18 protein-coding genes are annotated in these 22,656 nt (G+C 62.5%); 13 read left to right on the top strand and 5 right to left on the bottom strand.

The genetic code is table 11. The features are described from left to right. Nucleotides 1-74 precede the first annotated feature (74 nt). Nucleotides 75-1,691 (top strand): alpha-glucan family phosphorylase, encoded by a 1,617-nt coding sequence (gene glgP, locus B9A12_RS03745; RefSeq protein WP_084056416.1) that lies wholly within the window; start codon nucleotides 75-77, stop codon nucleotides 1,689-1,691. Nucleotides 1,692-1,741: 50 nt separating this feature from the next. Here the strand turns inward: glgP and bcp are convergent, their stop codons facing one another. The 4 genes from bcp to B9A12_RS03725 all read right to left on the bottom strand — a co-directional run bounded on the left by bcp (nucleotide 1,742) and on the right by B9A12_RS03725 (nucleotide 7,873). After that, a complete protein-coding gene (bcp, locus tag B9A12_RS17515) occupies nucleotides 1,742-2,230 on the bottom strand; it encodes a thioredoxin-dependent thiol peroxidase (protein WP_084056414.1) in 489 nt (162 codons plus the stop codon). Nucleotides 2,231-2,422: 192 nt separating this feature from the next. After that, on the bottom strand, nucleotides 2,423-3,643 hold the full coding sequence (gene argJ, locus B9A12_RS03735) for a bifunctional glutamate N-acetyltransferase/amino-acid acetyltransferase ArgJ (protein WP_084056412.1): 1,221 nt from the start codon (nucleotides 3,641-3,643) through the stop codon (nucleotides 2,423-2,425). Between the two features lie 105 nt (nucleotides 3,644-3,748). Next, nucleotides 3,749-6,268: a preprotein translocase subunit SecA gene (gene secA / locus B9A12_RS03730; RefSeq protein WP_084056410.1), complete on the bottom strand. Its 2,520-nt coding sequence runs from the start codon at nucleotides 6,266-6,268 to the stop codon at nucleotides 3,749-3,751. Nucleotides 6,269-6,460: 192 nt separating this feature from the next. Continuing rightward, a complete protein-coding gene (locus B9A12_RS03725; protein WP_170920320.1) occupies nucleotides 6,461-7,873 on the bottom strand; it encodes a thioredoxin domain-containing protein in 1,413 nt (470 codons plus the stop codon). Nucleotides 7,874-8,600: 727 nt separating this feature from the next. On the opposite strand from B9A12_RS03725, the gene B9A12_RS03720 reads away from it, so the two are divergent. The 12 genes from B9A12_RS03720 (at nucleotide 8,601) to B9A12_RS03670 (ending at nucleotide 21,987) form a co-directional block, all read left to right on the top strand. Then, the gene (locus B9A12_RS03720; RefSeq protein WP_084056406.1) at nucleotides 8,601-9,389 is read left to right on the top strand and encodes an IclR family transcriptional regulator; all 789 of its coding nucleotides are present in this window, start codon (nucleotides 8,601-8,603) and stop codon (nucleotides 9,387-9,389) included. Nucleotides 9,390-9,697: 308 nt separating this feature from the next. Next, on the top strand, nucleotides 9,698-10,900 hold the full coding sequence (locus B9A12_RS03715) for a CaiB/BaiF CoA transferase family protein (RefSeq protein WP_084056404.1): 1,203 nt from the start codon (nucleotides 9,698-9,700) through the stop codon (nucleotides 10,898-10,900). Nucleotides 10,901-11,041: 141 nt separating this feature from the next. Further along, a complete protein-coding gene (locus B9A12_RS16885; RefSeq protein WP_170920319.1) occupies nucleotides 11,042-11,170 on the top strand; it encodes an OadG family protein in 129 nt (42 codons plus the stop codon). Then, on the top strand, nucleotides 11,167-12,285 hold the full coding sequence (locus B9A12_RS03710; protein WP_084056402.1) for a sodium ion-translocating decarboxylase subunit beta: 1,119 nt from the start codon (nucleotides 11,167-11,169) through the stop codon (nucleotides 12,283-12,285). Before B9A12_RS16885 ends, B9A12_RS03710 begins: the two co-directional genes overlap by 4 nt. 47 nt (nucleotides 12,286-12,332) lie before the next feature. After that, nucleotides 12,333-12,548: a biotin/lipoyl-containing protein gene (locus B9A12_RS03705; RefSeq protein ID WP_084056400.1), complete on the top strand. Its 216-nt coding sequence runs from the start codon at nucleotides 12,333-12,335 to the stop codon at nucleotides 12,546-12,548. Nucleotides 12,549-12,565: 17 nt separating this feature from the next. Next, the gene (gene acd, locus B9A12_RS03700; RefSeq protein ID WP_084056398.1) at nucleotides 12,566-13,723 is read left to right on the top strand and encodes a glutaryl-CoA dehydrogenase Acd; all 1,158 of its coding nucleotides are present in this window, start codon (nucleotides 12,566-12,568) and stop codon (nucleotides 13,721-13,723) included. 99 nt (nucleotides 13,724-13,822) lie between these two features. Then, nucleotides 13,823-15,379, top strand: a complete 1,557-nt coding sequence (locus B9A12_RS03695; protein WP_084056396.1) for an acyl-CoA carboxylase subunit beta — start codon at nucleotides 13,823-13,825, stop codon at nucleotides 15,377-15,379. 371 nt (nucleotides 15,380-15,750) lie between these two features. After that, entirely contained in the window at nucleotides 15,751-16,185 is a 435-nt protein-coding gene (locus tag B9A12_RS03690) for a motile sperm domain-containing protein (protein WP_084056394.1), read from the top strand. Between the two features lie 57 nt (nucleotides 16,186-16,242). Beyond that, nucleotides 16,243-17,232, top strand: coding sequence for a TAXI family TRAP transporter solute-binding subunit (locus B9A12_RS03685; RefSeq protein ID WP_139796472.1), 990 nt, complete (start codon nucleotides 16,243-16,245; stop codon nucleotides 17,230-17,232). Nucleotides 17,233-17,326: 94 nt separating this feature from the next. Further along, complete coding sequence (locus tag B9A12_RS03680) at nucleotides 17,327-17,830, top strand: DUF1850 domain-containing protein (RefSeq protein ID WP_084056392.1); 504 nt, start codon at nucleotides 17,327-17,329, stop codon at nucleotides 17,828-17,830. A gap of 27 nt (nucleotides 17,831-17,857) precedes the next feature. Further along, nucleotides 17,858-19,750 (top strand): TRAP transporter permease, encoded by a 1,893-nt coding sequence (locus B9A12_RS03675; protein ID WP_084056391.1) that lies wholly within the window; start codon nucleotides 17,858-17,860, stop codon nucleotides 19,748-19,750. Between the two features lie 323 nt (nucleotides 19,751-20,073). Continuing rightward, nucleotides 20,074-21,987, top strand: coding sequence for a PAS domain-containing hybrid sensor histidine kinase/response regulator (locus B9A12_RS03670; RefSeq protein WP_084056389.1), 1,914 nt, complete (start codon nucleotides 20,074-20,076; stop codon nucleotides 21,985-21,987). A 214-nt stretch (nucleotides 21,988-22,201) separates the two neighbouring features. Here the strand turns inward: B9A12_RS03670 and nusB are convergent, their stop codons facing one another. Next, nucleotides 22,202-22,654 (bottom strand): transcription antitermination factor NusB, encoded by a 453-nt coding sequence (gene nusB, locus B9A12_RS03665; protein WP_084056444.1) that lies wholly within the window; start codon nucleotides 22,652-22,654, stop codon nucleotides 22,202-22,204. Between the last annotated feature and the right edge of the window lie 2 nt (nucleotides 22,655-22,656).

The raw sequence follows: 22,656 nt of genomic DNA, 5'->3' as shown, positions 1-22,656 counted from the left end.
GGACGGGGCGGCCGCCCAGGCCCATGAGGGTTCCGGGCTGCGGGTAAGAGGATTGGGCAACGACGGAGGCGTCCATGAAGGTGGCCTATTTGAGCATGGAAGTGGGTTTGAACGAGCACATTCCCACCTACAGTGGAGGGCTGGGCATTCTCGCCGGGGATCACATCAAGTCCTCGGCGGATCTCAACATCCCCCTGGTGGCGGTGACGCTCCTCTACAAGCGGGGTTATTTCATCCAGCATATCAACGCCCTGGGGGAGCAGGAAGAGCTCTATCCCTACTTCGATCCCCGGGCCTTCATGGAGCCCCTTCCCTTCCAGGTGACGGTGCCCATCGAAGGGCGGCCGGTGCACGTGGGGGTGTGGAAGTACCGCCAGACGGGCCAGCACGGCCGGGTGCCGGTCTATTTTCTGGACACGGATCTTCTTTCCAACCGCCCGGAAGATCGCATGATCACCCACTATCTGTACGGGGGCGACAGGCACACCCGGATCTGTCAGGAGGCGGTGCTGGGCATTGGCGGCTACCAGGTGCTCAAGAAGCTGGAGCCCGCCGTTACCACCTACCACATGAACGAAGGCCACGCGGTGTTCCTCACCTTGGCGCTCCTCAAGGACCTGGGCGGGAACGTGGAAAAGGTGCGGGAAAAGTGCGTCTTCACCACCCACACGCCCGTTCCGGCCGGCCACGACATCTTCGACTACGCCATGGCTGAATCCGTTCTGGGCGACTACCTGCCGGGGAACATCCGGGATCTGGCGGGCCAGGATGCCCTCAACACCACCTTGCTGGCTCTCAATCTGTCGCGGGCCAGCAACGGGGTGAGCGAGCTGCACGGGGAGGTGTCCCGGCAGATGTTTCCCGGCTACGACATCGGTCACATCACCAACGGGGTGCACCATCTGAGCTGGACCGGGCCCGAGTTCCAGGCCCTTTTCGACACCCACATTCCCGGCTGGAGGGAACAGCCTTCCATGCTGGCCCAGGCCCGGGAAATCCCCGACGAGGCGGTGCGTGATGCCAAGAGGCAGTCCAAGCGGCGTCTGATCAGCTACGTGAACGCCATCTCCGGAGCGGGCTTCAGCGAAGAGCTGCTGACCGTGTGTTTCGCCCGGCGCGCGGCGGCCTACAAGCGCGCCACGCTCATCCTCACCGACCTGGAATACCTGATCAACCTGTCCCACGACCGGGTGCAGTACATCTTCGCCGGCAAGGCCCACCCCCAGGACAACGCGGGAAAGGAACTCATCAAGCAGATCATCCACATCGGCAAGCAGTACGAGGACAAGCTTCGGATCATCTACATCCCCAACTACAACATCTGGCTGGGGGCCCTCATGACCCAGGGGACCGACGTGTGGCTCAACACGCCGCGTCGGCCCCGGGAGGCCTGCGGCACGTCGGGCATGAAGGTCTGTTTCAACGGCGGGGTGAACATGAGCGTTCTGGACGGCTGGTGGCGCGAGGCGTGCCGGGACCGCGTGAACGGATGGGCCGTGGGGGACGACGAGGACCAGAGCGACGAAGAGGCCGCCGCCGACCTCTACAACGATATCGACGACATGGTGACCACCTTCTACGCCAGTCCACGGCACTGGACCCAGATCATGAAAAACTCCATCGCCGATGTGGCCCCCGTCTTCAACACGCACCGCATGGTGCTGGAATATTTGCATAAGTACTACGTGTAGGATTCTGTGTGTGGGGCGGCGGGTTTGGGAGAGGGATCCCGCCCGGCGCCTCACGGTCCTTCCTGGAGCGCTTCCAGCAGCTTGGGCACGGTTTCCTTGGGGCTGATCTTGTACCAGGCGTGGAGCAGACGGCCGTCTTCATCGAAGAGGAAGGCGGAGCGCACGATGCCCATGCCGATCTTGCCGCGGACCTTCTTTTCCCCCCAGACCCCGAAGGCCTGGGCCACCAGGTGGTCGTCGTCGGAAAGGAGGGGGAAGGGCAGGGCGCGTTTTTCGGCGAATCTCTTCTGGGTTCCGGGGGCGTCGGGGCTGATGCCCACCACTTTCACGTTGTGTTCCTGCAGGGTGTCCAAGGCGTCTCGCACGGAGACGGCCTGGGTGGTTCAGCCACCCGTGTTGGCCTTGGGATAGAAGAAGACGAAGAGCTTGGAGCCCAGGAAGTCTTCCGGGCGCACCACGTTTCCGTCCTGGTCCAGCAGGGAAAAGGCGGGGACGGGGGTTCCGGGTTGGAGTCTGCTATGTTGGGGCGTAGGGGCCATGGCGGTCTCCTGCATTCCGTTGGAAAACGGGAAAAGGTCCTGCGGTTCGCAGTGAAGCTGTCAGGGCTGTGTCGTCATGGGCATCGGGTTCCACCTGTGCCTCCTTCGGGCAACGGCAGCCCTTTGCGGCAGGGCAATTTCGGATATTGAGCGTACCCCAAACGGCCAAAATCGGCCTTTTCGGACAAGCTGTCAGGACCGGTAGTCGGCGTTGATCTTCACGTAATCGTAGGAAAAATCGCACGTGTAATAGGTGTCTTCTTCCTCGCCTTCTCCCAGATCCAGCACCATTTCGATGTCCTTTTGCCGCAGGACCTGTGACGCCCTGGCCTCCAGGGTCGGGTCCTCCAGGGGACGGCCCTTTTCAAAGACACTCACCTGTCCAAAACGCAAGCTCACCCGTTCCGGGTCGAAGTCCACACCGGCCCGGCCGGCCGCTGCCACCACCCGGCCCCAGTTGGCGTCCTGGCCGAAAAGAGCCGTCTTGACAAGAGGCGATTGGGCGACCGTTCGAGCCACCTGGGTGGCCCGATCCCGGGTGCGTGCCCCCTGGACCCGCACCACCACGAACTTGGTGGCCCCTTCGCCGTCCCGGACGATCTGCTGGGCCAGATCCGCGCACACGGCGGTCAGCAGAGTGAAGAACTCGTGGGCGCCGGGCCCGTGGGGATCTTGAATGGGGGCGTTGCCGGCGGCTCCGCTTGCCAGGGCCAGCACCGTGTCGTTGGTGCTGGTGTCCCCGTCCACGGTGATGCGGTTGAAGGTCCGGTCGGCGGCCCGGCGAAGGCCGACTTGGAGGACGGGAGTGGAGACGGCCGCGTCTGTGACCACGAAGGCAAGCATGGTGGCCATGTCGGGAGCGATCATGCCCGATCCCTTGGCGATGCCGCCCGCGGTCACCGTCTTTCCGCCGATGGTTCGTTGAGCCCAGGCCGTCTTGGGTACCGTGTCCGTGGTCATGATGGCGCGGGCGGCGTTCTCCCACCCGCCGGGCGCCAGTTGTCCCGCCAGATCCGGCAGCACGGCTTCCAGGGTGTCCACCCGGATCTGGGGGCCGATGACCCCCGTGGACGCCACCAGCACCTGGGTCGGGTCCACGCCCAGCCGGTCCGCCACGGCCCGGGCGGAGCGGCGGGCCCTGTGCACGCCTTCTTCGCCCGTGCAGGCGTTGGCGATCCCGGCGTTGATCAGGACGGCCCGGGCCGTGCCCGCGCTCGCCTCCAGGTGCTCCCGGCACAGGGCCACCGGTGCGGCGCAGAAACGATTGCGGGTGAAGACGCCGGCCGCCGTGGCCGGCGCGTCGCTCAACAGGAGCGCACAGTCCAGGCGATCCCGGTAGCGCATGCCGCTTCGAGCCGCGGCCACGCGAAAGCCTGGAACACGAAAATCACCGTGATGGATGGGGATGGACATGGCCTTTGGTTTTCCGTTTTCGGTTATCCGTTGGCGGTGGTGGGGAATGGGGTGGTGGTCCTCGACGGCCCCGCGGGGCGGCTGACCATTAATCCCTTCAGGAGCTTACCGGCCGCAACACTTCTTGTACTTCTTGCCGCTGCCGCAGGGGCAGGGGGCGTTTCGGCCCACCTTCTTTTTTTTCACCACCGTCTTGGGCTTGGCCCCTTCCGGAGGTCCGTAGAACATGGGCTGATCTTCCTGCTCCCGGCGCAGCTCTTCCACCTCGTCTTCCCGCTGAATCTGGATGTGGAAGAGGATCCGCACGGTCTCTTCCTTGAGCCGGTGGATCATGTCGTCGAAGAGTTCGTGGGCTTCCTTCTTGTAGACCACCAGCGGGTCCTGTTGGGCGTAGCCCCTCAGGCCGATGCCCTCCTTGAGGTGGTCCATGTTGAGCAGGTGGTCTTTCCAGAGGCTGTCCAGGGTCTGCAGGAGCACGTAGTTTTCCAGATCCCTGAGAAGCGGTTCGCCGAACTCCTTTTCCCGGGCGTCGTAGCGGTCCCGGATCCGATCCCAGAGCATCTCGCCCAGTTCGTCCTGGCTCACATCCTGGAGCTCCTGGGAAGAGGGCAGGAGGCCGGGGCCGAAGAGGCGCTGGATTTCCTTGGAAAGGGTCTCCAGGTCCCAGTCTTCCGCGTAGCTCTTTTCGTCCGTGGTGGCGGCCAGGATCTCGTCCAGCAGCTCCCGGGCCATGTCCAGGATGGTCTCCTTCAGGTTTCCGCCCTGCAGGGCTTCGCGCCGCTGGCGGTAGATGACCTCGCGCTGCATGTTCATCACGTCGTCGTATTCCAGCAGGTGCTTACGAATGCTGAAGTTTTGCTCCTCCACGCGGCTCTGGGCGTTTTCGATGGCCTTGCTCACCAGCCGGTGCTCAATGGGTTCGCCTTCTTCCATGCCCACCCGCTGCATGAGCCCGGAGATGCGGTCGGCGGCGAAGATCCGCATGAGATCGTCTTCCAGGCTGAGATAGAACCGGGACGATCCGGGATCGCCCTGGCGGCCGGCACGGCCCCGCAGCTGGTTGTCGATCCGCCGGGCCTCGTGGCGTTCGGTGCCCAGGATGTGCAGGCCCCCCAGTTCGGCCACCCCGGGCCCCAGCACGATGTCGGTTCCGCGCCCGGCCATGTTGGTGGAGATGGTGACCGCGCCCTTCTGGCCTGCCTTGGCCACGATTTCCGCTTCCTTTTCGTGGTGTTTGGCGTTGAGCACCTGGTGGGGGATGCCCTGGCGCTTGAGCATCTTGCTCAGCTTCTCGGACTTGTCGATGCTCACCGTGCCCACCAACACGGGCCGGCCCAAGGCGTGGAGCTCCTTGATCTCCTCCACCACCGCTTCGAACTTCTCCTTTTCCGTCCGGTAGATGCAGTCCGGATGATCCTGGCGGATCATCTTCTTGTGGGTGGGGATGATCACCACCTCCAGGTTGTAGATCTTGGCGAACTCCTCCGCTTCGGTGTCCGCCGTACCGGTCATGCCCGCCAGCTTGTCGTACATACGGAAGTAGTTCTGAAACGTGATGGTGGCCAGGGTCTGGTTTTCGTTTTCGATCTGGACCCCTTCCTTGGCCTCCAGGGCCTGGTGCAACCCGTCGCTGTAACGGCGTCCCGGCATGAGGCGGCCGGTGAACTCGTCCACGATGATCACCTTGCCGCCCTTGACGATGTAGTCCACGTCCTTTTGAAAGAGCACGTGGGCCCGCAGTGCCTGTTGGACGTGGTGCAACAGGTCCATGTTGCGCGGATCGTAGAGGTTTTCCACGCCCAGGAGCGATTCCGCCGCGGCCACCCCCTCCTCGGTCAGGGTCACCGTGCGGGTCTTTTCTTCCTTGGTGTAGTGCAGATCTTCCTTGAGGTTCGGGATGATGCGGTTGACGCGCACGTAGAGCTGGGTCGATTTTTCGGCGGGGCCGGAGATGATGAGCGGGGTTCGGGCTTCGTCGATCAGAATGCTGTCCACCTCGTCCACGATGGCGTAGTGGAGTTCCCGCTGTACCATGTCCTCCAGGCGGAATTTCATGTTGTCGCGCAGATAATCGAAGCCGAACTCGTTGTTGGTGCCGTAGATCACATCGCACCCGTAGGCTTCCTTGCGCTCCCGGTCGTCCAGCCCATGGACGATGCAGCTCACCGAAAGGCCCAGAAAGCGGTAAACCTCGCCCATCCATTGGCTGTCGCGCTTGGCCAGGTAGTCGTTGACCGTGACCACGTGGACGCCCTTGCCGGTAAGGGCGTTGAGATAGACCGGCATGGTGGCCACCAGGGTCTTTCCTTCACCGGTCTTCATTTCGGCGATCTTTCCCTGGTGCAGCACGATGCCGCCGATCATCTGCACGTCGTAGGGGCGCATGCCCAGGGTGCGCACCGCCGCCTCGCGCACCACGGCGAAGGCCTCGGGGAGCAGATCGTCCAGGGGTTCGCCCTGGTCCAGCCGCTGGCGGAACTGTCCCGTTTTGGCCTTCAAGTCGGCGTCGCTCAGGGCGCGGATGGACGGTTCCAGCCGGTTGATCTCGTCCACCAGCGGGGCGATGCGCTTCAGGTTTCTTTCGTTCTGGGTGCCGAAGATCTTTTTGAGCAGACCACCAATCATGGTGTGGGTTCTCCTTGGTTGTGAGGTAGCGGGCCCGGGTGCGGGCCATGGCTTCTATAACGCACCGGGTCGCTTTTTTCAACGCAGGGGAATGGGGACTCGCGCGCGGTGTGGGCCGTCGTCGGGCAGCGGGTGCCCAAGAACCAATGCCCGACGCATGGATGGCGGAAAAACGAAAAAACCGAGAACCACTCAGCGAGCACTCATGTGGGCCATGCGGGTGGGGCCTGAGGTGCGGGCCCGGGTGATCTCTCGGGCCAGGGTTTCTTTGCCGGCAAAGCCCAGGATGAGACGTCCGTTTACGATGAAGGCGGGGATGGCGTCGATGCCTTTGACTTTGGCTTCCTGCAGGTTGTCCTCCACGGCGGGGCCGTGGCGGCCGGATTCCAGGCAGTGGCGGAAGGTGCGGGTGTCCAGCCCGAGGGACGCGGCAGTGTCCACAAGCCGTTCGGGCGTCAGGTTCTCCGGGTCGCTCAGGGCGTAGAGGGCGTTTCGGTAGTCCAGAAACCGGCCCTGATCGGCGGCGCACCGGGCGGCCTCTGCGGCTTTTCGGGCATGACGGTGGCGGCGCAGCGGGTAGTCCATGAAGACCCACTGCACCTGGTTGCCCATCTCCTGCATCAGCTCCTGGACGGCCCCGTGGGCTTCCCGACAGACCGGGCATTGGTAGTCGGAAAATTCCACCACGGTCACGGGCGCGTCGGGCGGGCCCGCGGACAGGCCTTCCTGGGTGTCCACGATCACCATGGGTTGCGCAGGGTTGGAAAGGTGGATCTCGACTCCGTAGCGCTCATAAAGGGATTGGACGAACTGCTTCCACACATGCTGGCGCTTTTCCAGTAGGGCCTGGACCCTGAGGGTGTGGTCTTCTTCGCTGGGCCGGTTCCCGGCCGTTAGAAAGTCCATCTCCTCCGGGGTGAGGGTCACATCCTTCACGGTGCTCCGGTAGAGCTCTTCCGGGGAGATACCGCGGCGTTGGGCTTCCCGGGCCACCACCACCTGTTCCAGGATCTCTTCCAGCTTCTTTCGGCGGGTTTCGTAAATCCGGCGTTCCAGGCGGTAGATTTCCCCCGCTACCGTGCCGTCCAGTTGCGACAAAGTGATGGTGAGCTCACCGATGGAGGCCACCACCGGGGAGGCATCCACGTGGGCCGCGTAGAGCGCAGGCCGGGGGGAGGAGATGGGTTGGACGAAGACAAAGACCGCAAAGACCGCCAGGGCCGCCGTGGCGGCTTGAAGCCCTGCATCCTTTCGCCAGGACCAGGCGAAGGCGGCCAGCACCAGGAACCCATGGACCAGGCAGACGGGACAGAAGGTGCGGGTAGTCCACAGGATGTGCAGCAGCCAGATCTCGATTCCCGCTCCCAGACTCAAGGTGGGAAGGAACCAGCGGGATCGGGCGGCCCAAAGGGTCAGGGCCAGTGCATCGAAAAGGCATCCCCAGACACCCAGGGGAAGCCCCCACAAGCGGTAGTCCATGGCCTCACGGCATGCCGACGCCTGCCAGCACGGCACGTCCAGTTTCAGGGCGGCGGCCAGGGCCGTGAAGAAGGCGGCCACCAGGAGGGCGAACGGTATCCAGCGGCTCCTGCCAAAGGCAACCATGGGCTTCCTTCCGTACCTGGGTCTTGTGGGTTTGGAGACGGAATGGATCGTTTGACTCATCGGCAACTTGGGCGGATGGCTTGAGGAATTTTTGGGTTCCCTGTTTGGCGATCCACGATGAACGGACTCACCCCTTGCCCTGCACGACTCTTACGACGGCAAATTTGTTCTCGATAGGATGCGGTGGGTGTCCCCAGCATTTTGGGTCATTGTGAAGCAATCGAACACTGGTCGGGAAAAAGGGGCAGGTTCATCCTGCTTCCGTACAAGCCCGATGGATGGGCGGATGGGATGGATCGCGCCTTTCGGCGCTCCTACAGGCGTCCGAAGGGTGCATGGACTTTTTGTAGGAGCGGCGAAAGCCGCCACAAGGTCATCTCTGAAGGCGGTATGGTCGGACGTATCGGACAGGATGCGCGCCTTGGATGGTGCAGGTTCCGCTTATCTTGAGAAGGCCCCAGACAATGGTGCGTTTGCATCAACTGCTGGAAACGCTCCTTCACGGCCAGCACGACCCGACGCCAATGACATGGCGCACATGCGAGGCTTGCTCCCTCCCAATGGAGCACAATCGCCTTCTGTACCATGGGAGGAACAGTGACCAGCGATCATCGTGTCTTTTTCGGATGACTGATTAACCGGTCCTGGACAAATTCAGCGTACCATTCTTTCCTTGACAGGGATCGAGGGGCTCCGCTACGATCCAAATTAAAAAACGGTGTATCGTATGTCAGAACAGCGGGACCGCCCCAACGCCATCGAAAAGGCCCTGCAGCTGCTCCTGGCCTTCCAGACCCAGCGGGCCAGCTGGGGGGTGCGGGAACTGGCCGCCCATCTGGGCTTCAGCCCCGCCACGGTCCAGCGTCTCCTGAAAAGCCTCAAGGCCTACCATTTCGTGGAACAGGATGCCGAAACCCGTCAGTACCGTCTGGGCCATGTGTACTATCGGTTCCTGGAGGTCCTGCAGTCCCAATACCCGGTGACGCGCGAAGCGGCTCCCATCATGCGGCGATTGAGCTACGAAACGGGCGAGACGGTGCATCTCAACGTGATCGACGGCCGCGAGCGGCTCTGCATCGACAGCGTGGAGTCACCGCAGGCCCTGAAGGCGGGCATGCCCATCGGAAACCGAAGCCCGCTTTATGCGGGGGCTTCGTCCAAGTGCCTGTTGGCCTTCTGCCCGGACGCCTTTGTGGAAGCTTATCTGGCGGAGGAAGAACTCAAGCCTTTGACTCCCAACACGGCCCGGTCCGTGGGCCTTCTGCGCGCTGAGCTGAAATCCATTCGGGCCAAGGGGTTTGCGGAGAGTCTGGCCGAGCGCACCTTGGGCCTGGGGTCTTTGAGCGTTCCCGTCTTCGGCCACGGAGGCAATGCCGTGGCGGCGCTCAGCCTGGCCATCCCGGAACTGCGCTACGGCGACCCGGTCCACAAGGCGCGGTGCCTGGCGTTGCTCCAGGAGGCCGGCCGGGAGCTGTCCCAACGCGTGGGCCATACGGGGCCCTATCCCCCCGGATAGGGATGAGCCCCTGGGGATCCCGGCGGGCTGTGCCGTGTCATCGCCCGGGCTGCCGGCACCGAGCTCGGTGGCCCAAACGGCCATGAAAAGACCGCCCAGATTGCTGCCTGCGGGCCCGTGGGGTCGGCCTGGCCAGGCCGCCGTAGGGGCGGGTTCGGAACATGCCCCTACAAGAAGAGCCACAGGAAACAGTGGAATTTCAACCAGTTGGAATTCTACCGAAAGCCTGAAAGACCATTGTGGGACAAGCGCTGGTCGGCTGGGGTCCCAGGGGGATGGCGGACAAACAGGGGATGAAGGAGACGAGCATGGGCGTAGACAGGCCGCTGAGCGATGTGAAGGTCCTGGATCTATCTCGGGTTCTGGCGGGCCCGTATTGTTCCATGATGCTGGGGGACATGGGGGCGGACGTGATCAAGGTGGAGCGCCCGGGCTCGGGGGATGACACCCGCCAATGGGGACCCCCGGAGGCGGGCGGCGAGGCGGCCTACTACCTGTGTGTGAACCGCAACAAGCGCAGCATCGCCGTGGATCTAAAAAAGGAAGAAGGCCGGGAGATCATCCGGCGCCTGGCGTTGCGAAGCGACATCCTCATCGAGAACTTCAAGGTGGGCACCCTGTCCAAGATGGGGCTGGGCTATGAGGATCTGAAGCCGCTCAATCCCCGACTCATCTACTGTTCCATCACCGGATTCGGCCAGAACGGGCCATACAAGGACAAGCCGGGCTACGACTTCATGATCCAGGGCATGGGCGGGGTCATGAGCATCACGGGCGATCCCGAGGGGCCGCCCATGAAGGTGGGTGTGGCCATCGTGGACATCACGGCGGGGCTTTTCGCCTGCAACGCCATTCTGGCGGCCCTGCGCCACCGGGACAAGACCGGGCGGGGCCAGTACATCGACATTGCGCTCCTGGACGCCGTGGTGGCCTGGCTTGCCAACGTGGGCAGCAACTATCTGGTTTCCGGTGAAGTGCCCCCACGCTACGGCAACGCCCATCCCAACATCGTTCCCTACGAGCCCTTCCAGACCAAGGACGGCACCTACATCGCCCTGGCCGTGGGAAACGACCGTCAGTGGCAGGCCTTCTGCCGGCTGGCCGGCCTGGAGCACCTGACCCACGACCCGCGCTTTGCCACCAATCCCCAGCGAGTGGTCCACCGCGGGGAGCTCATCCCCCTGGTGGCGCAAGCCATGCGGCAGAAGACGGCCGATGAATGGCTGGAGGAACTGGACCGGCTCAAGATCCCCTGCGGGCCCATCAACACCTTGGATCGGGTCTTTTCCGACCCCCAGGTGCGGGCGCGGGAGATGGTGGCCGAAGTGGCGCATCCCACGGCCGGATCGGTGAAGCTGGTGGCGAGCCCCATGAAGTTTTCGGATACCCCATGCGGGATCGATCGCCACCCGCCGCTTCTGGGCGAGCACACCGACGAGGTGCTGCGCCGGGAACTGGGCTGCAGCGACCAAGAGATCGCCCGTCTGCGGGAGCGGGGCGTGGCGGCGTGAGACGTACGTGGTTCATCGGGAATTGGGAAGGGGTGAGCGGTGCGTCGTGAACTTCCCCCACTGGAAGGAAATTGCGGGGGGGGTGAGCGACCCGCAATCGAAAACCAAGGATGGATAACCATCCAACAGGAATCCAAACCAATGCGCGAAGCTTTTCTGGTCTTCTTGAACGGTGTGGGCGGCGTCTTTCTGGGCATGGCGGTCCTCTACGGCGCCATTCGCGTGATGAGCTGGCTGGTGGGAATGGGGGGCAAGGGGGAAGCCAAATGACGGATTCCGCAGTGGCCTTTCTTTCTCATCTGGGGATCACGGCCCTCAGCCCGGGCATGGTCTTCATGTGGGCGGTGTCCTTTGGGCTCATCTACCTGGCCATCGCCCGCCGGTTCGAACCGCTGCTCTTGCTTCCCATCGGCTTCGGGATCCTGGTGGCCAACCTGCCCCTGACGGGCCTCATGGAACCCGGCGAGGGATTGATCTGGCGCTTCTATCATTACGGCATCCAGTGGGAGGTGATCCCGCCGGTGATCTTCCTGGGCCTGGGGGCCCTCACGGACTTCGGGCCCATGCTGGCCCGGCCGTCACTCATCTTCCTGGGGGCGGGGGCACAGGTGGGCGTGTACGTCACCTTTTTCGCGGCCCGCGCCCTGGGCTTCACCCTGCCGGAAGCGGCCACGGTGGGGATCATCGGCGGAGCGGACGGGCCCACCACCATTTATCTGGCCACGCGCCTGGCGCCCCATTTGCTGGGAAGCTGCGCCGTGGCGGCCTATTCCTACATGGCCCTGGTGCCCATCATCCAGCCGCCCGTGATGCGGCTGCTCACCACGGAGGCGGAACGGCGCATCACCATGAAGAAGTCGCGCAAGGTGCCTAAGCGGGAAAAGATCCTCTTTCCCATCGTGGCCACCCTGGTGACGATCCTCATCGTGCCCGCCTCGGCGCCGCTCATGGCCATGTTCATGCTGGGCAATCTCTTTCGGGAATCGGGCGTGGTGGAACGCCTGGCCGGGGCGGCCCAAAACGAGCTCATGAACATTGTGACCATCTTCCTCGGGCTGTCGGTGGGCGCCACCATGAAGGCCGAGACCTTCCTGCAGGCCAAGGTGATCTTCATCTTCGTGCTGGGCCTGGTGGCGTTTGCGGTGAGCACGGCCTCGGGGGTGCTTTTCGCCAAGTGCATGAACCTCTTTCTCAAGGACAAGATCAACCCGCTGCTGGGGGCGGCCGGCGTGTCCGCGGTGCCCATGGCGGCGCGGGTGGTGCACCAGGTGGGCAGTGAAGCCAACCGCAAGAACTACCTGCTCATGTACGCCATGGGCCCCAACATCGCAGGGGTCATCGGAACCATCCTGGCGGCGGGCATCTTTCTTTCTCTGCTCCAATAGGAAGAACCCGTTTCATCCCATCCAACCGAACCACAAGGAGGCGGACAATGGCGGAAGAATTGCTGGCACCCATGGTGGGCAAGATCCTCAAGATCAAGGTGAAGCCCGGCGATGCGGTCCGGGAAGACGACGAGATCATGGTCATGGAATCCATGAAGCTGGAGACCGGCATCCATGCGCCCTGCGACGGGGTGGTGAAGGAAATCAAGGTGGCCGAAGGCGACCGGGTGGAGGAAGACGATCTTCTGGCCATCATCGAATAGGGCGAAAGGGGGCGGCCATGCGGTTTGAACTGACCGAAGAGCAAAAGATCGTGCAGGAACAGGCCCGGCGTTTTGCCGAAAACGATATCCTGCCCACCCTGGAAGAAGAAGAGCGGGACTATGTGTTCAACCGGGAGCGCCTGCGCAAGATGGGCGAACTGGGCTTTTTCGGCTGCGCCATCCCGGAAGAATACGGGGGCAACGGCATGGGCTTTGTGGAATCGGTGCTCATGACCGAACAGATCGCCAAGGTGTCCCCGTCCTGGCGGGTGCCCTTCAACATGCAAAATATCGGTCCGGCCATCACGGTGAACCGGTTCGGCACGGAGGATCAGAAGCGGGCCTTCATTCCGGCCTGGGTGTCGGGGGAGAAGGTGGGCTTTTTCGCCATCACCGAGCCCAACGCCGGATCGGATGTGGCCGGCATGCGCACCACCGCCAAGGACATGGGCGATCACTGGGAACTGAACGGCCAGAAGATGTGGATCAGCAACGCGCCCGTGGCCGATGTGGGCCTGGTCTACGCCTATACGGACAAGGAAAAGAAGTACAAGGGCATGACCTGCTTCATCGTGGATGTGGCCAACAACCCCAACATCGCCACCCGGGCCATCGAGAGCAAGCTGGGCCTGCACTGTTCGCCCACGGGGGAGATCCTCTTCGACGGGGCCAAGATCCCCAAGGACGCGGTCCTGGGCCAAGTGGGCGAAGGCTTCAAGATCTGCATGTGGATGCTCAACAACACCCGGCTCAGCTGCGCCGCCGGAGCCCTGGGGGTTTCCGGGGCGTGCGTGGATCTGGCGGTGAAATACGCCAATGAGCGCACCCAGTTTGGAAAGCCCATCTCCACCTACCAGATGATCCAGGCCCAAATCGCGGAGATGGCCGCCGAACACGAAGCGGCCAAATGGCTTGTCTACCACGCCGCTTACCTGAAGGATCAGGGCAAGCCCAACCAGCTCCAGACGTCCATCGCCAAGTACTACGCGTCCGAAGCGGCGGTTCGGGCGGCCAACGAGGCCATGAAGATCTTCGGATCCTACGGCTTTTCCACGGAATATCCCATCGAGCGGTTCTATCGGGACGTCAAGTCCTACCAGATCGTGGAAGGCACCAGCAACGTGCAGAAGATGATCATCGCCGGGATCACCTGTGGCCGCCAGCCCAACCGGTAGGGTGCATGGCAAGTGGGGAGCCGTTGCCCAAGAAGCGACTCCCACCCCTGAGATCCCGAAACAGATAATGGACAACCCACTGCCCCACAGGAGGTCTTTATGGCCGCGGATTGGAAGGAACTGAAAGAAAGGCTGGAGGCCGAGCGGGTGCGGCTGCGAGCCGGAGGCGGCCCGCCGCTCCAGGAAAAGGAACACGCCAAGGGAAAACGGACGGCCCGGGAGCGGATCGATCTTCTTTTCGATCCCGGGACCTTTGAAGAGATCGATCTCTTTGCCAAGCACATCGGGCGTGATTACGGCCTGGACAAGAAGGAGGTGCCCGCCGACGGTGTCGTCATCGGCTACGGGGAAGTGAACGGCCGGGGGTGTATGGTCTATGCCGAGGATTTCACCGTGATTGCGGGAACCTTCGGCGAGCGCCACGGCAAAAAGATCTGCAAGATCATTGACATGGCCCGCAAGTACGGCTTTCCCGTGGTGGGCATCAACGATTCGGGCGGCGCTCGGGTGACGGAGCAGATGGGGGCCCTGTCCCAGTACGGGCAACTCTTTTATCGGCATGTGGCCGCTTCCGGGGTGGTGCCTCAGATCGCCCTCATCATGGGTCCTGTGGCCGGCGGTCAGGCCTATTCCCCGGCCCTGATGGACTTCATCTTCATGGTGGAAAAGACGAGCGCCATGTTCATCGCCGGCCCGCCCCTGGTGGAGGCCGTGGTGTACGAAAAGACGGATGAACAGTCCCTGGGCGGACCCAAGGTGCACGGGCGGATCACGGGGGTTTCCGACGGCACCCTGGCCGACGATCGCCAGTGCCTGGAACACACGCGAAGGCTTTTGGGCTATCTGCCGTTGAACAATCAGGAACGGCCGCCCTACGTCACCCCCGAGGACTCCCCGGACCGGGAGACGTCGGAGCTGGAAGAGATCATCCCCACCGACCAGAAGCGCCTCTACAACATGCGCCGGGTCATCCAATGCGTTTTCGATCGCGGGTCCTTCTTTGAACTCAAAAAGGACTTTGCGCAAAACCTCATCATCGGCCTGGCGCGTCTGAACGGGCATGTGGTGGGGGTTGTGGCCAACAACCCGGTGAAGTATAATGGGGCCCTCGACTACAATGCGGCGGACAAGGGATCCCGTTTCATCCGCTTTTGCAACGCCTTCAACATCCCGCTCGTCAATTTCCAGGATGTGCCGGGATTTCTCATCGGGACCCGGTCGGAACACAACGCCATCATCCGCCACGGTGCTAAGATGCTCTACGCCTACGCCGAGGCCACGGTTCCCAAGATCACCTGCGTGCTCCGAAAGGCTTACGCGGGCGGCTACCTGGCCATGTGCAGCAAGGATCTGGGCGCCGACGTGGTCTTCGCGCTGCCCACGGCGGAGATCTGCCTCATGGGGCCCCAGGGGGCGGTGAACATCCTGTTCCGAAAGGAGATCGCCTCATCGGAAACCCCCGAGGAGACGCGGGCCCGGCGCGAGGCGGAATTCATGGAAAAATACGTCAATCCCACGTATGCCGCCGGTCTCCAGCATGTGGACGACATCATCCTGCCCGGCGAGTTGCGGCGACGCCTCATCCGGGCCCTGGAGATGACCCTGGACAAGGAGGAAGAGGCTCCCAATCGCAAGCACGGCATCATGCCGGTCTAGGGCCTCGCGGTAGACGAAGCGCCCCTTCGGCGGTCCCACCCGGGGGGGGCGGTCATGGAATATCGGTTTCACGCTTTGTGACTTGCGGTTATTGGATCGCCAATAGCGGATACGCCGTTTCATGATGGATTGCTGACGCTCCCTTTCGATTCTTTCTTCGCTTCTCTCGTTCTCTTTCCTGTGGCTTTCCTTTAGCGCTTCCTACGGCAGCTCGATGGCCATCTTCTGCTGTGTTTCCAAAACGGTGCACGGGGCCGACTTGCGTGCCTCTTCCTGGGGCCGGCAAGGGATCGGCCATGACGGCAAGGGGGTGTCGGCGGGCAAGAAGTCTCAGATGGCATGGAACGGATGAGCAGAAAGGAGGAAAAGCGATGAGGATGCGGAAGGAACAAAGGGGGACCCCATCGGTATTTTGGGCCCTTTTGGGATGCTTGGCGCTGGCCCTGGGCGGCTGCGCCGGGTGGATGACCAAAGGCCCCTCGGCGGAAGTGGTGCAATGTCCGGCCGGCATCACATGGGATGTGGCCGAGTCGGCGGCGGTCACCCAGTTTCAGTGCGCGGTCAAGCCCTTCAAGGGCAAGGAAATGCTCCAGTACCTGGTGGAATTGCAAAACGTGAGTGACCAGCCGCTTCGCTACCGGGTTCAGATCATCAACCCGGAAGGAAAGTCCGTCGGGGGGCTTATTCCCCGCAAAGGCAAACCGCCCGTGGTCAAGCCGGGCGAAAAGGCCCAATTCACCTATCCGGTGCCCGGCTATACGCAAATTCCTGACAAGCTGGAAGTGGTGGTCCTGGCCTTGGATTAGGCGGGGGCTTCAGGATGGAACGGATCCACTGCAGGAAAAAATAGAGAGGAGGAAACGATGGATCGCAGATACCGTTGGGTCATGATCGTCCTATTGGCGGCCCTGATGACCGTAGGCTGGGGGATGGGGGACCGGGCCGAGGCGCGCAAGCAATTCATTTCCATCGGTACCGGAGGTACCGGCGGGGTCTACTACCCCTATGGGGGGGCGCTGGCCGAGATCTGGACCCGGTATGTGAAAAATGTACAGGCCGTGGCCGAGGTGACGGGGGCTTCCGTGGAAAACGTGAGGCTGGCCAACAAGGGAGAGACGGTGGTGGGAGAGATCATGGGCGATGTGGCCTATGAAGCCTACAACGGTCTGGGCCGCTTCAAGGGCAAGCCCCAGAAGATCGCGGCCATGTTCATGATGTATCCCAATGTGTATCACGTGGTGGCGCTGAAAGGATCCGGGATCCATTCCCTTCAGGATCTCAAAGGCAAGCGTGTGTCCGTGGGATCTCCGGGAAGCGGCACCGAATACATGAGCAACCTGGTGCTGCATGCCGTGGGCGTGCCCTACGATTCGTTCGATGTGCGGCGTCTTTCCTTCGTGGAAAACGCCAATGCCCTGCGGGACCACACCATCGATGTGGGCATCTGGTGCGTGGGTCCGCCCACTTCGTCGATCATGGATCTGGCCACGACCCACGACATCATGATCGTGCCCTTCAGCGACGAGGACATTCAGAAGGTGACGGGCAAGGTCCAGTACTATTCGCCGTCCGTGGTTCCCGGCGGTGTGTACAAGGGCGTGGACCAGGATGTGCCCACGGTGTCTGTGTGGAACGTGGCCATCTGCACCCGGGATCTGCCCGAAGACCTGGTCTACAAGCTGGTCAAGGCCACCTTCGAGCATCAGGACTATCTGCTCAAGGTCTATCCGGGAGCCAAGTACACCACACCGGAAAACGCCGTGAAGTATTCCCCCATTCCCTTCCATCCGGGGGCGGTCAAGTACTTCCGGGAGCTGGGCCTGAAGGTGCCGGAGGACAAGATCGCCAAGTAGGCACACGCCTCCTTCTTGCGGACGGTCGCGGGGCTTAAGGCCTCGCGACCGCCGTCTCAATCTTTGACGCTTATGTGAGGAAACGAGTCTGCGGATGAAGGCCAAGATGTTCGCCACGGGATGGAGGATCCTTCCGATCCTGGTCCTTTTTCTCTCCCGGCCGGTCTGGGCCGGGCCGAACCCCGCCGCCGATCCCTTCCTGCTGCGCCTGACCCAATGGGCCACCCAGGACGTCCTTTTGGAACTTCCCCTGCGGGCCCACGAGACCTTTACCATCCGATACATCCATTCGGTGGACCATACCCCGGTTTTCGAAGTCTTCGAACTGGACCGTCGGGGGCGACTGGCCATCCGGGAGACCTACTTTAAGATGTTCGGAGCCGGCATGGGCCATTGGCAGGGCAGGGGGTACGTGGATTTCGACGGCACCTGGACCTGGATTCGGGATATTCACCAGACGCTGGGACGGTTCATTCTTCGGGTGGGATCTCCGGGGGTGGACCACACCGTGTTGTATCGAGGACGGGAATACAATTTGAGCGAACGTTGGGCTGGTCAGAGGGTGGTGGTGGAAGTGGTGGCCAACACCGGATCGTGAAACGGCAAGGTAGGAGCGGGGCAAACGATGGCGGAATCAGCGCTCAATCGATCTCTTTCCGGATTCCCAGGGACCATCGCCAAGGTGGTGACGGTCGTGGCCGTCTCCCTGAGCCTCTTTCAGCTCTATACAGCGGGCCTGGGTGCCATGACGGCCATGGTGCAGCGAAGTGTCCACCTGGGGCTCATTCTGGTCCTCACTTTCCTCACCCACCCCCTGCACAAAAAAGCTCCCAAGGACCGATGGCACTGGACCTGGGCGGTGGACCTGGTTCTGGTGGCCGCGAGCCTGGCGGTGGCAGGCTACATCGTCCTGGATCTGGACGGCATCTTTGCCCGCCAGGGCGACTGGAGTTCGTGGGACGTGACGGTGGGCATCCTTTGCATCCTTCTGGTTCTGGAAGCCACGCGACGCGTCATCGGACCCATGATGATGGCCATCGGGGTCATCTTTCTCTTGTATGGGTACTTCGGACCCTACATGCCGGATCTCATCATCCACCGGGGCTACTCGGTGGAGCGGATCGCCACCACGCTCAGCTTGACCACGGAGGGGGTTTTCGGCCTTCCCATCGGGGTGGCCGCCACCTTCGTTTTCATCTTCATCCTCTTCGGCGCCTTCCTGGACAAGACAGGCGGGGGGAACTTCTTCATTGACCTGGCCTATTCCCTTACGGGGCAATTCTCCGGAGGTCCCGCCAAGACGGCCGTGCTGGCCAGCGGTTTCATGGGGTCCGTTTCCGGCAGTGCCGTGGCCAACGTGGTGTCCACGGGAAGCTTCACCATTCCCATGATGAAGCGGGTGGGCTACCGGCCCCACGTGGCGGGAGCCATTGAAGCGGCCGCTTCCACAGGCGGCCAGCTCATGCCCCCCATCATGGGCGCCGGGGCCTTCCTCATGGCCGAATTCACCAACACGCCCTATCTTCACATCATCAAGGTGGCCCTGATTCCCGCCGTGCTCTACTACATGACCACGCTCCTTTTTGTGCACATCGAGGCGAAAAAGGAGGGGCTGGAGGGCCAACCCAAGGAAGACCTGCCCAAGATGGGCGAAACACTGAAAAAGGGCGTCCATTTTCTCATTCCTTTGGCCATCCTCATCACGGTCCTCTTGATGAACTTCAGCCCCATGATGGCCGGATTCATCGCCGTGGTGTCCGTCTACGCCACCGCCATGCTGCGAAAGCAGTCCCGGCTTTCCCTTTCGAAGCTCATCTCGGCGCTGGAAACGGGGGCTCGAAACGCCGTCATGGTTTCCATCGCCTGTGCCGCTGCCGGCATCATCGTGGGGATCACCAACCTGACGGGCATGGGCCTTCGCTTTTCGTCCATGGTCGTCTCGCTGTCCCATGGGATCCCGCTGCTGGCCATCGGGCTCATCGCCCTGGCGTCTCTCGCCCTGGGCATGGGCCTGCCCGTCACCGCCTCCTACATCGTTCTGGTCATCCTGGCCGGCCCGGCGCTCATGGACATGGGCATCCCGCTCATCACCGCCCACATGATCGTCTTCTGGTACAGCCAGGACGCCAACGTCACACCCCCCGTCTCTTTGGCCTCCTTTGCCGGGGCAGGGATCGCCGGATCCAGCCCCATGAGAACGGCCTTCACCTCCTGGAAGCTGGCCAAGGGGCTCTACATCATCCCCGTGGTCATGGCCTACCATCCGTTGCTGCTGAACGGACCGGCGGGGGAAGTGGTCCGCACCATCGTGGGCACCGCCCTGGCGCTCCTGGCTTTTGTGGTGGCCATGGAACGATACTTTCTGGCGCCCATCGGCTGGGTGGAAACGGCGCTCTACGCCGCCAGCGCCGTGGCCATGATCTGGGTGGGCCGTGGAATCAACTATGCCGGCATGGGGCTGTTCGCCCTTCTGGTGGCCTATCACGTGAAAACAGCGCGCCGGGCAAAGGCCACCTGACGTTTCACCCTTGCCTTTCAAGTTCTGACTCCCGTTGGCCGCCTGCCGTGGGTGGAGACCTGGTCAGACTCCTCTGAGGTCTTTCCTCCTTCTTTTCCGCGGTCTTGGGCGATGGCCGCGGCGGACGATCCCTGTGTGCCTATTCCTTCCCCCGGTGGGCCCCCCGCCGGGGGAAGTCGTTTTCGGCAGGGTCTTCCATCCATTGGAACTTGCATGCCGGCACGCGTTCTGCTATGTGAAAACCATCCCGATGCCTTTTTTATCCTGAACCCAACGTTTGTCCCTTTTCCTTCGCGCCCAGGGCGCATATTCGGAGGCTCCCCATGGGAGATCGATTTCTTTCCGCGCTGGATCAGATTGGAGATCTGATTTTCTATTACGATCGGCAGCTACAGATCCTGTGGGCCAACAGAGCGGCCTGCCGGTGGGCAGGCAAGTCCCGGCGGGAGCTTCTGGGAAGAAAATGCTACCGGGTGCTTCACGGGCGGAGCCGGCCTTGCGCGGACTGCGCCGTCCTCCAGGCCATGGAGAAAAGGGCGCCGGTTCGGGTGGAAAAACGTTCCAACGGCGGCCCATTCCGGCGCGGCCGGGCTCTTCCCTTTGTGGACTCCCTGGGAACGCTCATGGGTGTCTTGGAGTTCTTGGCGGACGCGGAGGGTCTTCCCCTGGACGACCAACCGTGGGAGGATCGGCAAACGTGCGGCCGGTTTCCCATGGAACAGATGCTGGACGGGGTCGCCGTGTTGGATGTGCGGCAGAAGCGGATCGAAACGGTCAACCGGTCTTTGGCTTCTTTGCTGGGCTACTCGGAGGAGGAGCTCAGGGGGGTGTCCCTGTCCGATCTTTTGAATGCTCCTCCCGATGAGGTGGAGGCGTGTCTGAACCGCACGATCGGGGCCTTGGACGGTCGGGTGTGCGAAAAGCGACTGCGCACCAAAGGCGGTGAAGAGGTCCCGGTGGAGATGACCCTCAATCCCATTGCCGACACCGGCAGGCTGTGTGTCGTGTGCCGGGACCTGCGCCCGCGGAAGGCCCGGGAGTGGGAATGGCTGCGGGTCCAGAGACTGGAAGCTCTGGGCATGCTGGCTGGAGGCATCGCCCATGATTTCAACAATGCCCTGGCGGCGATCCTGGGTAACATTTCCCTGGCCAAGGTGAGTGCGGAGCCCGGGAGCCGCGTGTATGAACGGCTGGTGAATGCGGAAAGTGCCTGCTTTCGGGCTCAGGCTATCACCCGCCAGCTACTCACCTTCGCGACCGGTGGGGAACCCGTCCGGGTCCCCCTGGATTCAGCAAAACTCCTTACCGAAACGGTCCATTTCGCCCTTTCTGGCTCGGCTGTCACGGCCCATATCCAAACACCAGAAGATCTCTGGCCGATCCAGGCCGATGAAGCCCTGGTGCGACAGGCCATCCACCAGATTACCCTCCATGGAAAGAAGCGAGCCGAACCGGGCGGCAGGATACAGGTTCGAGCCGAAAACGTGGTGATTGCGCAGGATCGGGAGGGGCTTCCGGCGGGACGCTATGTGCGCTTTTCCTTTCGGGATCACGGGCCGGCACTGGCCCGTGAAATGGTGGAGCGGCTGTTCGATCCCTACGGCCAGGGCCTCGGAGCGGGAATCGGCCTTTCGGTGGCCCATTCCGTGATTCGGCGCCACGGGGGGAGCATCTCGGTGAATTCGCAGAAGGGACAAGGAACGGAGGTCCGATTCTTTTTGCCCGCCGCGGCAGGGGAGTGCGCTGCCCAGGAGGGGCCGAGGGATCTTCCGGGATCGTCCCGCACGCAGGGCAAGGTCCTGGTGATGGATGACGAGGAGTTGGTGCGGGAGACCGTGGGCGAGATGCTGCGCTTGCTTGGCTTTGAGGTGAGCCTGGCCCGGGAGGGCTCGGAAGCGGTGGCCGCTTATCGGCGGGCGTTGGAATCGGGCGCGCCCTACGATGTGGTGGTCTTGGACCTCACGGTGCCCGGGGGCATGGGGGGGCAGGAAACCCTGGAAGCGCTGCGATCCATCCATCCCGGCGTGCGGACGATTGTTTCCAGCGGCTATTGCAACGATCCCGTCATGGCCCGCCACCGTGATTACGGTTTCGACGGGGTGGTGATCAAGCCCTACAAGGTGGAGGATCTGGCGGCGACCATCCGCCGCGTCATGGACGATTCCGGAGGGGCCGGGAGCCTGTCTGAAAAGGGCTTTCGGGCTCAAGATGCCGGGAAGTCTCCATTTCTCTCGTAGCAGGCTGTCTGAGAACGCCCAGGTTGTTGCCTTCTTGTGTGGACGAAAGTTTGGAACTGCTAGGCGGGATCGTGCTATCAGCCTGACCTTGCAGCAGTAGGGGCGGGTTCCGAACCTGCCCCCACAAGGCTCAAAAAGAGCCACGGGGCACGGTGGAATTGCGTCCAGTTGATAATCCCCCAGAAGGCCCAAAGGCCCTTGCCGGACAGCCCCCTCAGGCGGGTGACTGCTTCGGGGGAGCGGGCGCGGCCTTGTCTTCTTTTTGTTGTTTGGTGTGGAAGAGCTTGTCCAGCACACCGTTGACGAAGGAGCGGGAGTCTTCGGTGCCGAAGCGCTTGGCCAGTTCGATGGCTTCGTTGATGGACACCCGGGGGGGGATGTCGTCCCGGTGAAACATTTCGTAGAGGGCGATGCGCAAGATATTGCGGTCCACCGAGGACATGCGTTCCACGCGCCAGTTTTCAGAAGCCTCGGCGAGCCGCTGATCGATGGCTTCCTTGTGAAGGCAGACCCCGTCCACCAAGAGCTTGGCGAAGGCCCGGGGTTCCCGGGCCACTTCGAAGCATCGGCACACCAGATCGAAGGCACGTTCGGGCGCCATCTGGTTGAAGTCCATCTGGTAGAGCACTTGCAAGGCCAGTTCTCGGGCCTGGCGACGAAGTCCCATGG

The organism is Desulfacinum hydrothermale DSM 13146, from assembly GCF_900176285.1.
GTDB classification, from domain to species: domain Bacteria; phylum Desulfobacterota; class Syntrophobacteria; order Syntrophobacterales; family DSM-9756; genus Desulfacinum; species Desulfacinum hydrothermale.
This window is presented reverse-complemented; position numbering and strand designations above follow the sequence as displayed.

What these genes read in the sequence shown, in the direction of transcription:
- glgP (WP_084056416.1), top strand. Translation starts at nt 75, where the DNA reads ATGAAGGTGGCCTATTTGAGCATGGAAGTGGGTTTGAACGAGCACATT.
- argJ (WP_084056412.1), bottom strand. Translation starts at nt 3,643, where the DNA reads ATGTCCATCCCCATCCATCACGGTGATTTTCGTGTTCCAGGCTTTCGC.
- secA (WP_084056410.1), bottom strand. Translation starts at nt 6,268, where the DNA reads ATGATTGGTGGTCTGCTCAAAAAGATCTTCGGCACCCAGAACGAAAGA.
- B9A12_RS03725 (WP_170920320.1), bottom strand. Translation starts at nt 7,873, where the DNA reads ATGGTTGCCTTTGGCAGGAGCCGCTGGATACCGTTCGCCCTCCTGGTG.
- B9A12_RS03720 (WP_084056406.1), top strand. Translation starts at nt 8,601, where the DNA reads ATGTCAGAACAGCGGGACCGCCCCAACGCCATCGAAAAGGCCCTGCAG.
- B9A12_RS03715 (WP_084056404.1), top strand. Translation starts at nt 9,698, where the DNA reads ATGGGCGTAGACAGGCCGCTGAGCGATGTGAAGGTCCTGGATCTATCT.
- B9A12_RS16885 (WP_170920319.1), top strand. Translation starts at nt 11,042, where the DNA reads ATGCGCGAAGCTTTTCTGGTCTTCTTGAACGGTGTGGGCGGCGTCTTT.
- B9A12_RS03710 (WP_084056402.1), top strand. Translation starts at nt 11,167, where the DNA reads ATGACGGATTCCGCAGTGGCCTTTCTTTCTCATCTGGGGATCACGGCC.
- B9A12_RS03705 (WP_084056400.1), top strand. Translation starts at nt 12,333, where the DNA reads ATGGCGGAAGAATTGCTGGCACCCATGGTGGGCAAGATCCTCAAGATC.
- acd (WP_084056398.1), top strand. Translation starts at nt 12,566, where the DNA reads ATGCGGTTTGAACTGACCGAAGAGCAAAAGATCGTGCAGGAACAGGCC.
- B9A12_RS03695 (WP_084056396.1), top strand. Translation starts at nt 13,823, where the DNA reads ATGGCCGCGGATTGGAAGGAACTGAAAGAAAGGCTGGAGGCCGAGCGG.
- B9A12_RS03690 (WP_084056394.1), top strand. Translation starts at nt 15,751, where the DNA reads ATGAGGATGCGGAAGGAACAAAGGGGGACCCCATCGGTATTTTGGGCC.
- B9A12_RS03685 (WP_139796472.1), top strand. Translation starts at nt 16,243, where the DNA reads ATGGATCGCAGATACCGTTGGGTCATGATCGTCCTATTGGCGGCCCTG.
- B9A12_RS03680 (WP_084056392.1), top strand. Translation starts at nt 17,327, where the DNA reads ATGAAGGCCAAGATGTTCGCCACGGGATGGAGGATCCTTCCGATCCTG.
- B9A12_RS03675 (WP_084056391.1), top strand. Translation starts at nt 17,858, where the DNA reads ATGGCGGAATCAGCGCTCAATCGATCTCTTTCCGGATTCCCAGGGACC.
- B9A12_RS03670 (WP_084056389.1), top strand. Translation starts at nt 20,074, where the DNA reads ATGGGAGATCGATTTCTTTCCGCGCTGGATCAGATTGGAGATCTGATT.
- nusB (WP_084056444.1), bottom strand. Translation starts at nt 22,654, where the DNA reads ATGGGACTTCGTCGCCAGGCCCGAGAACTGGCCTTGCAAGTGCTCTAC.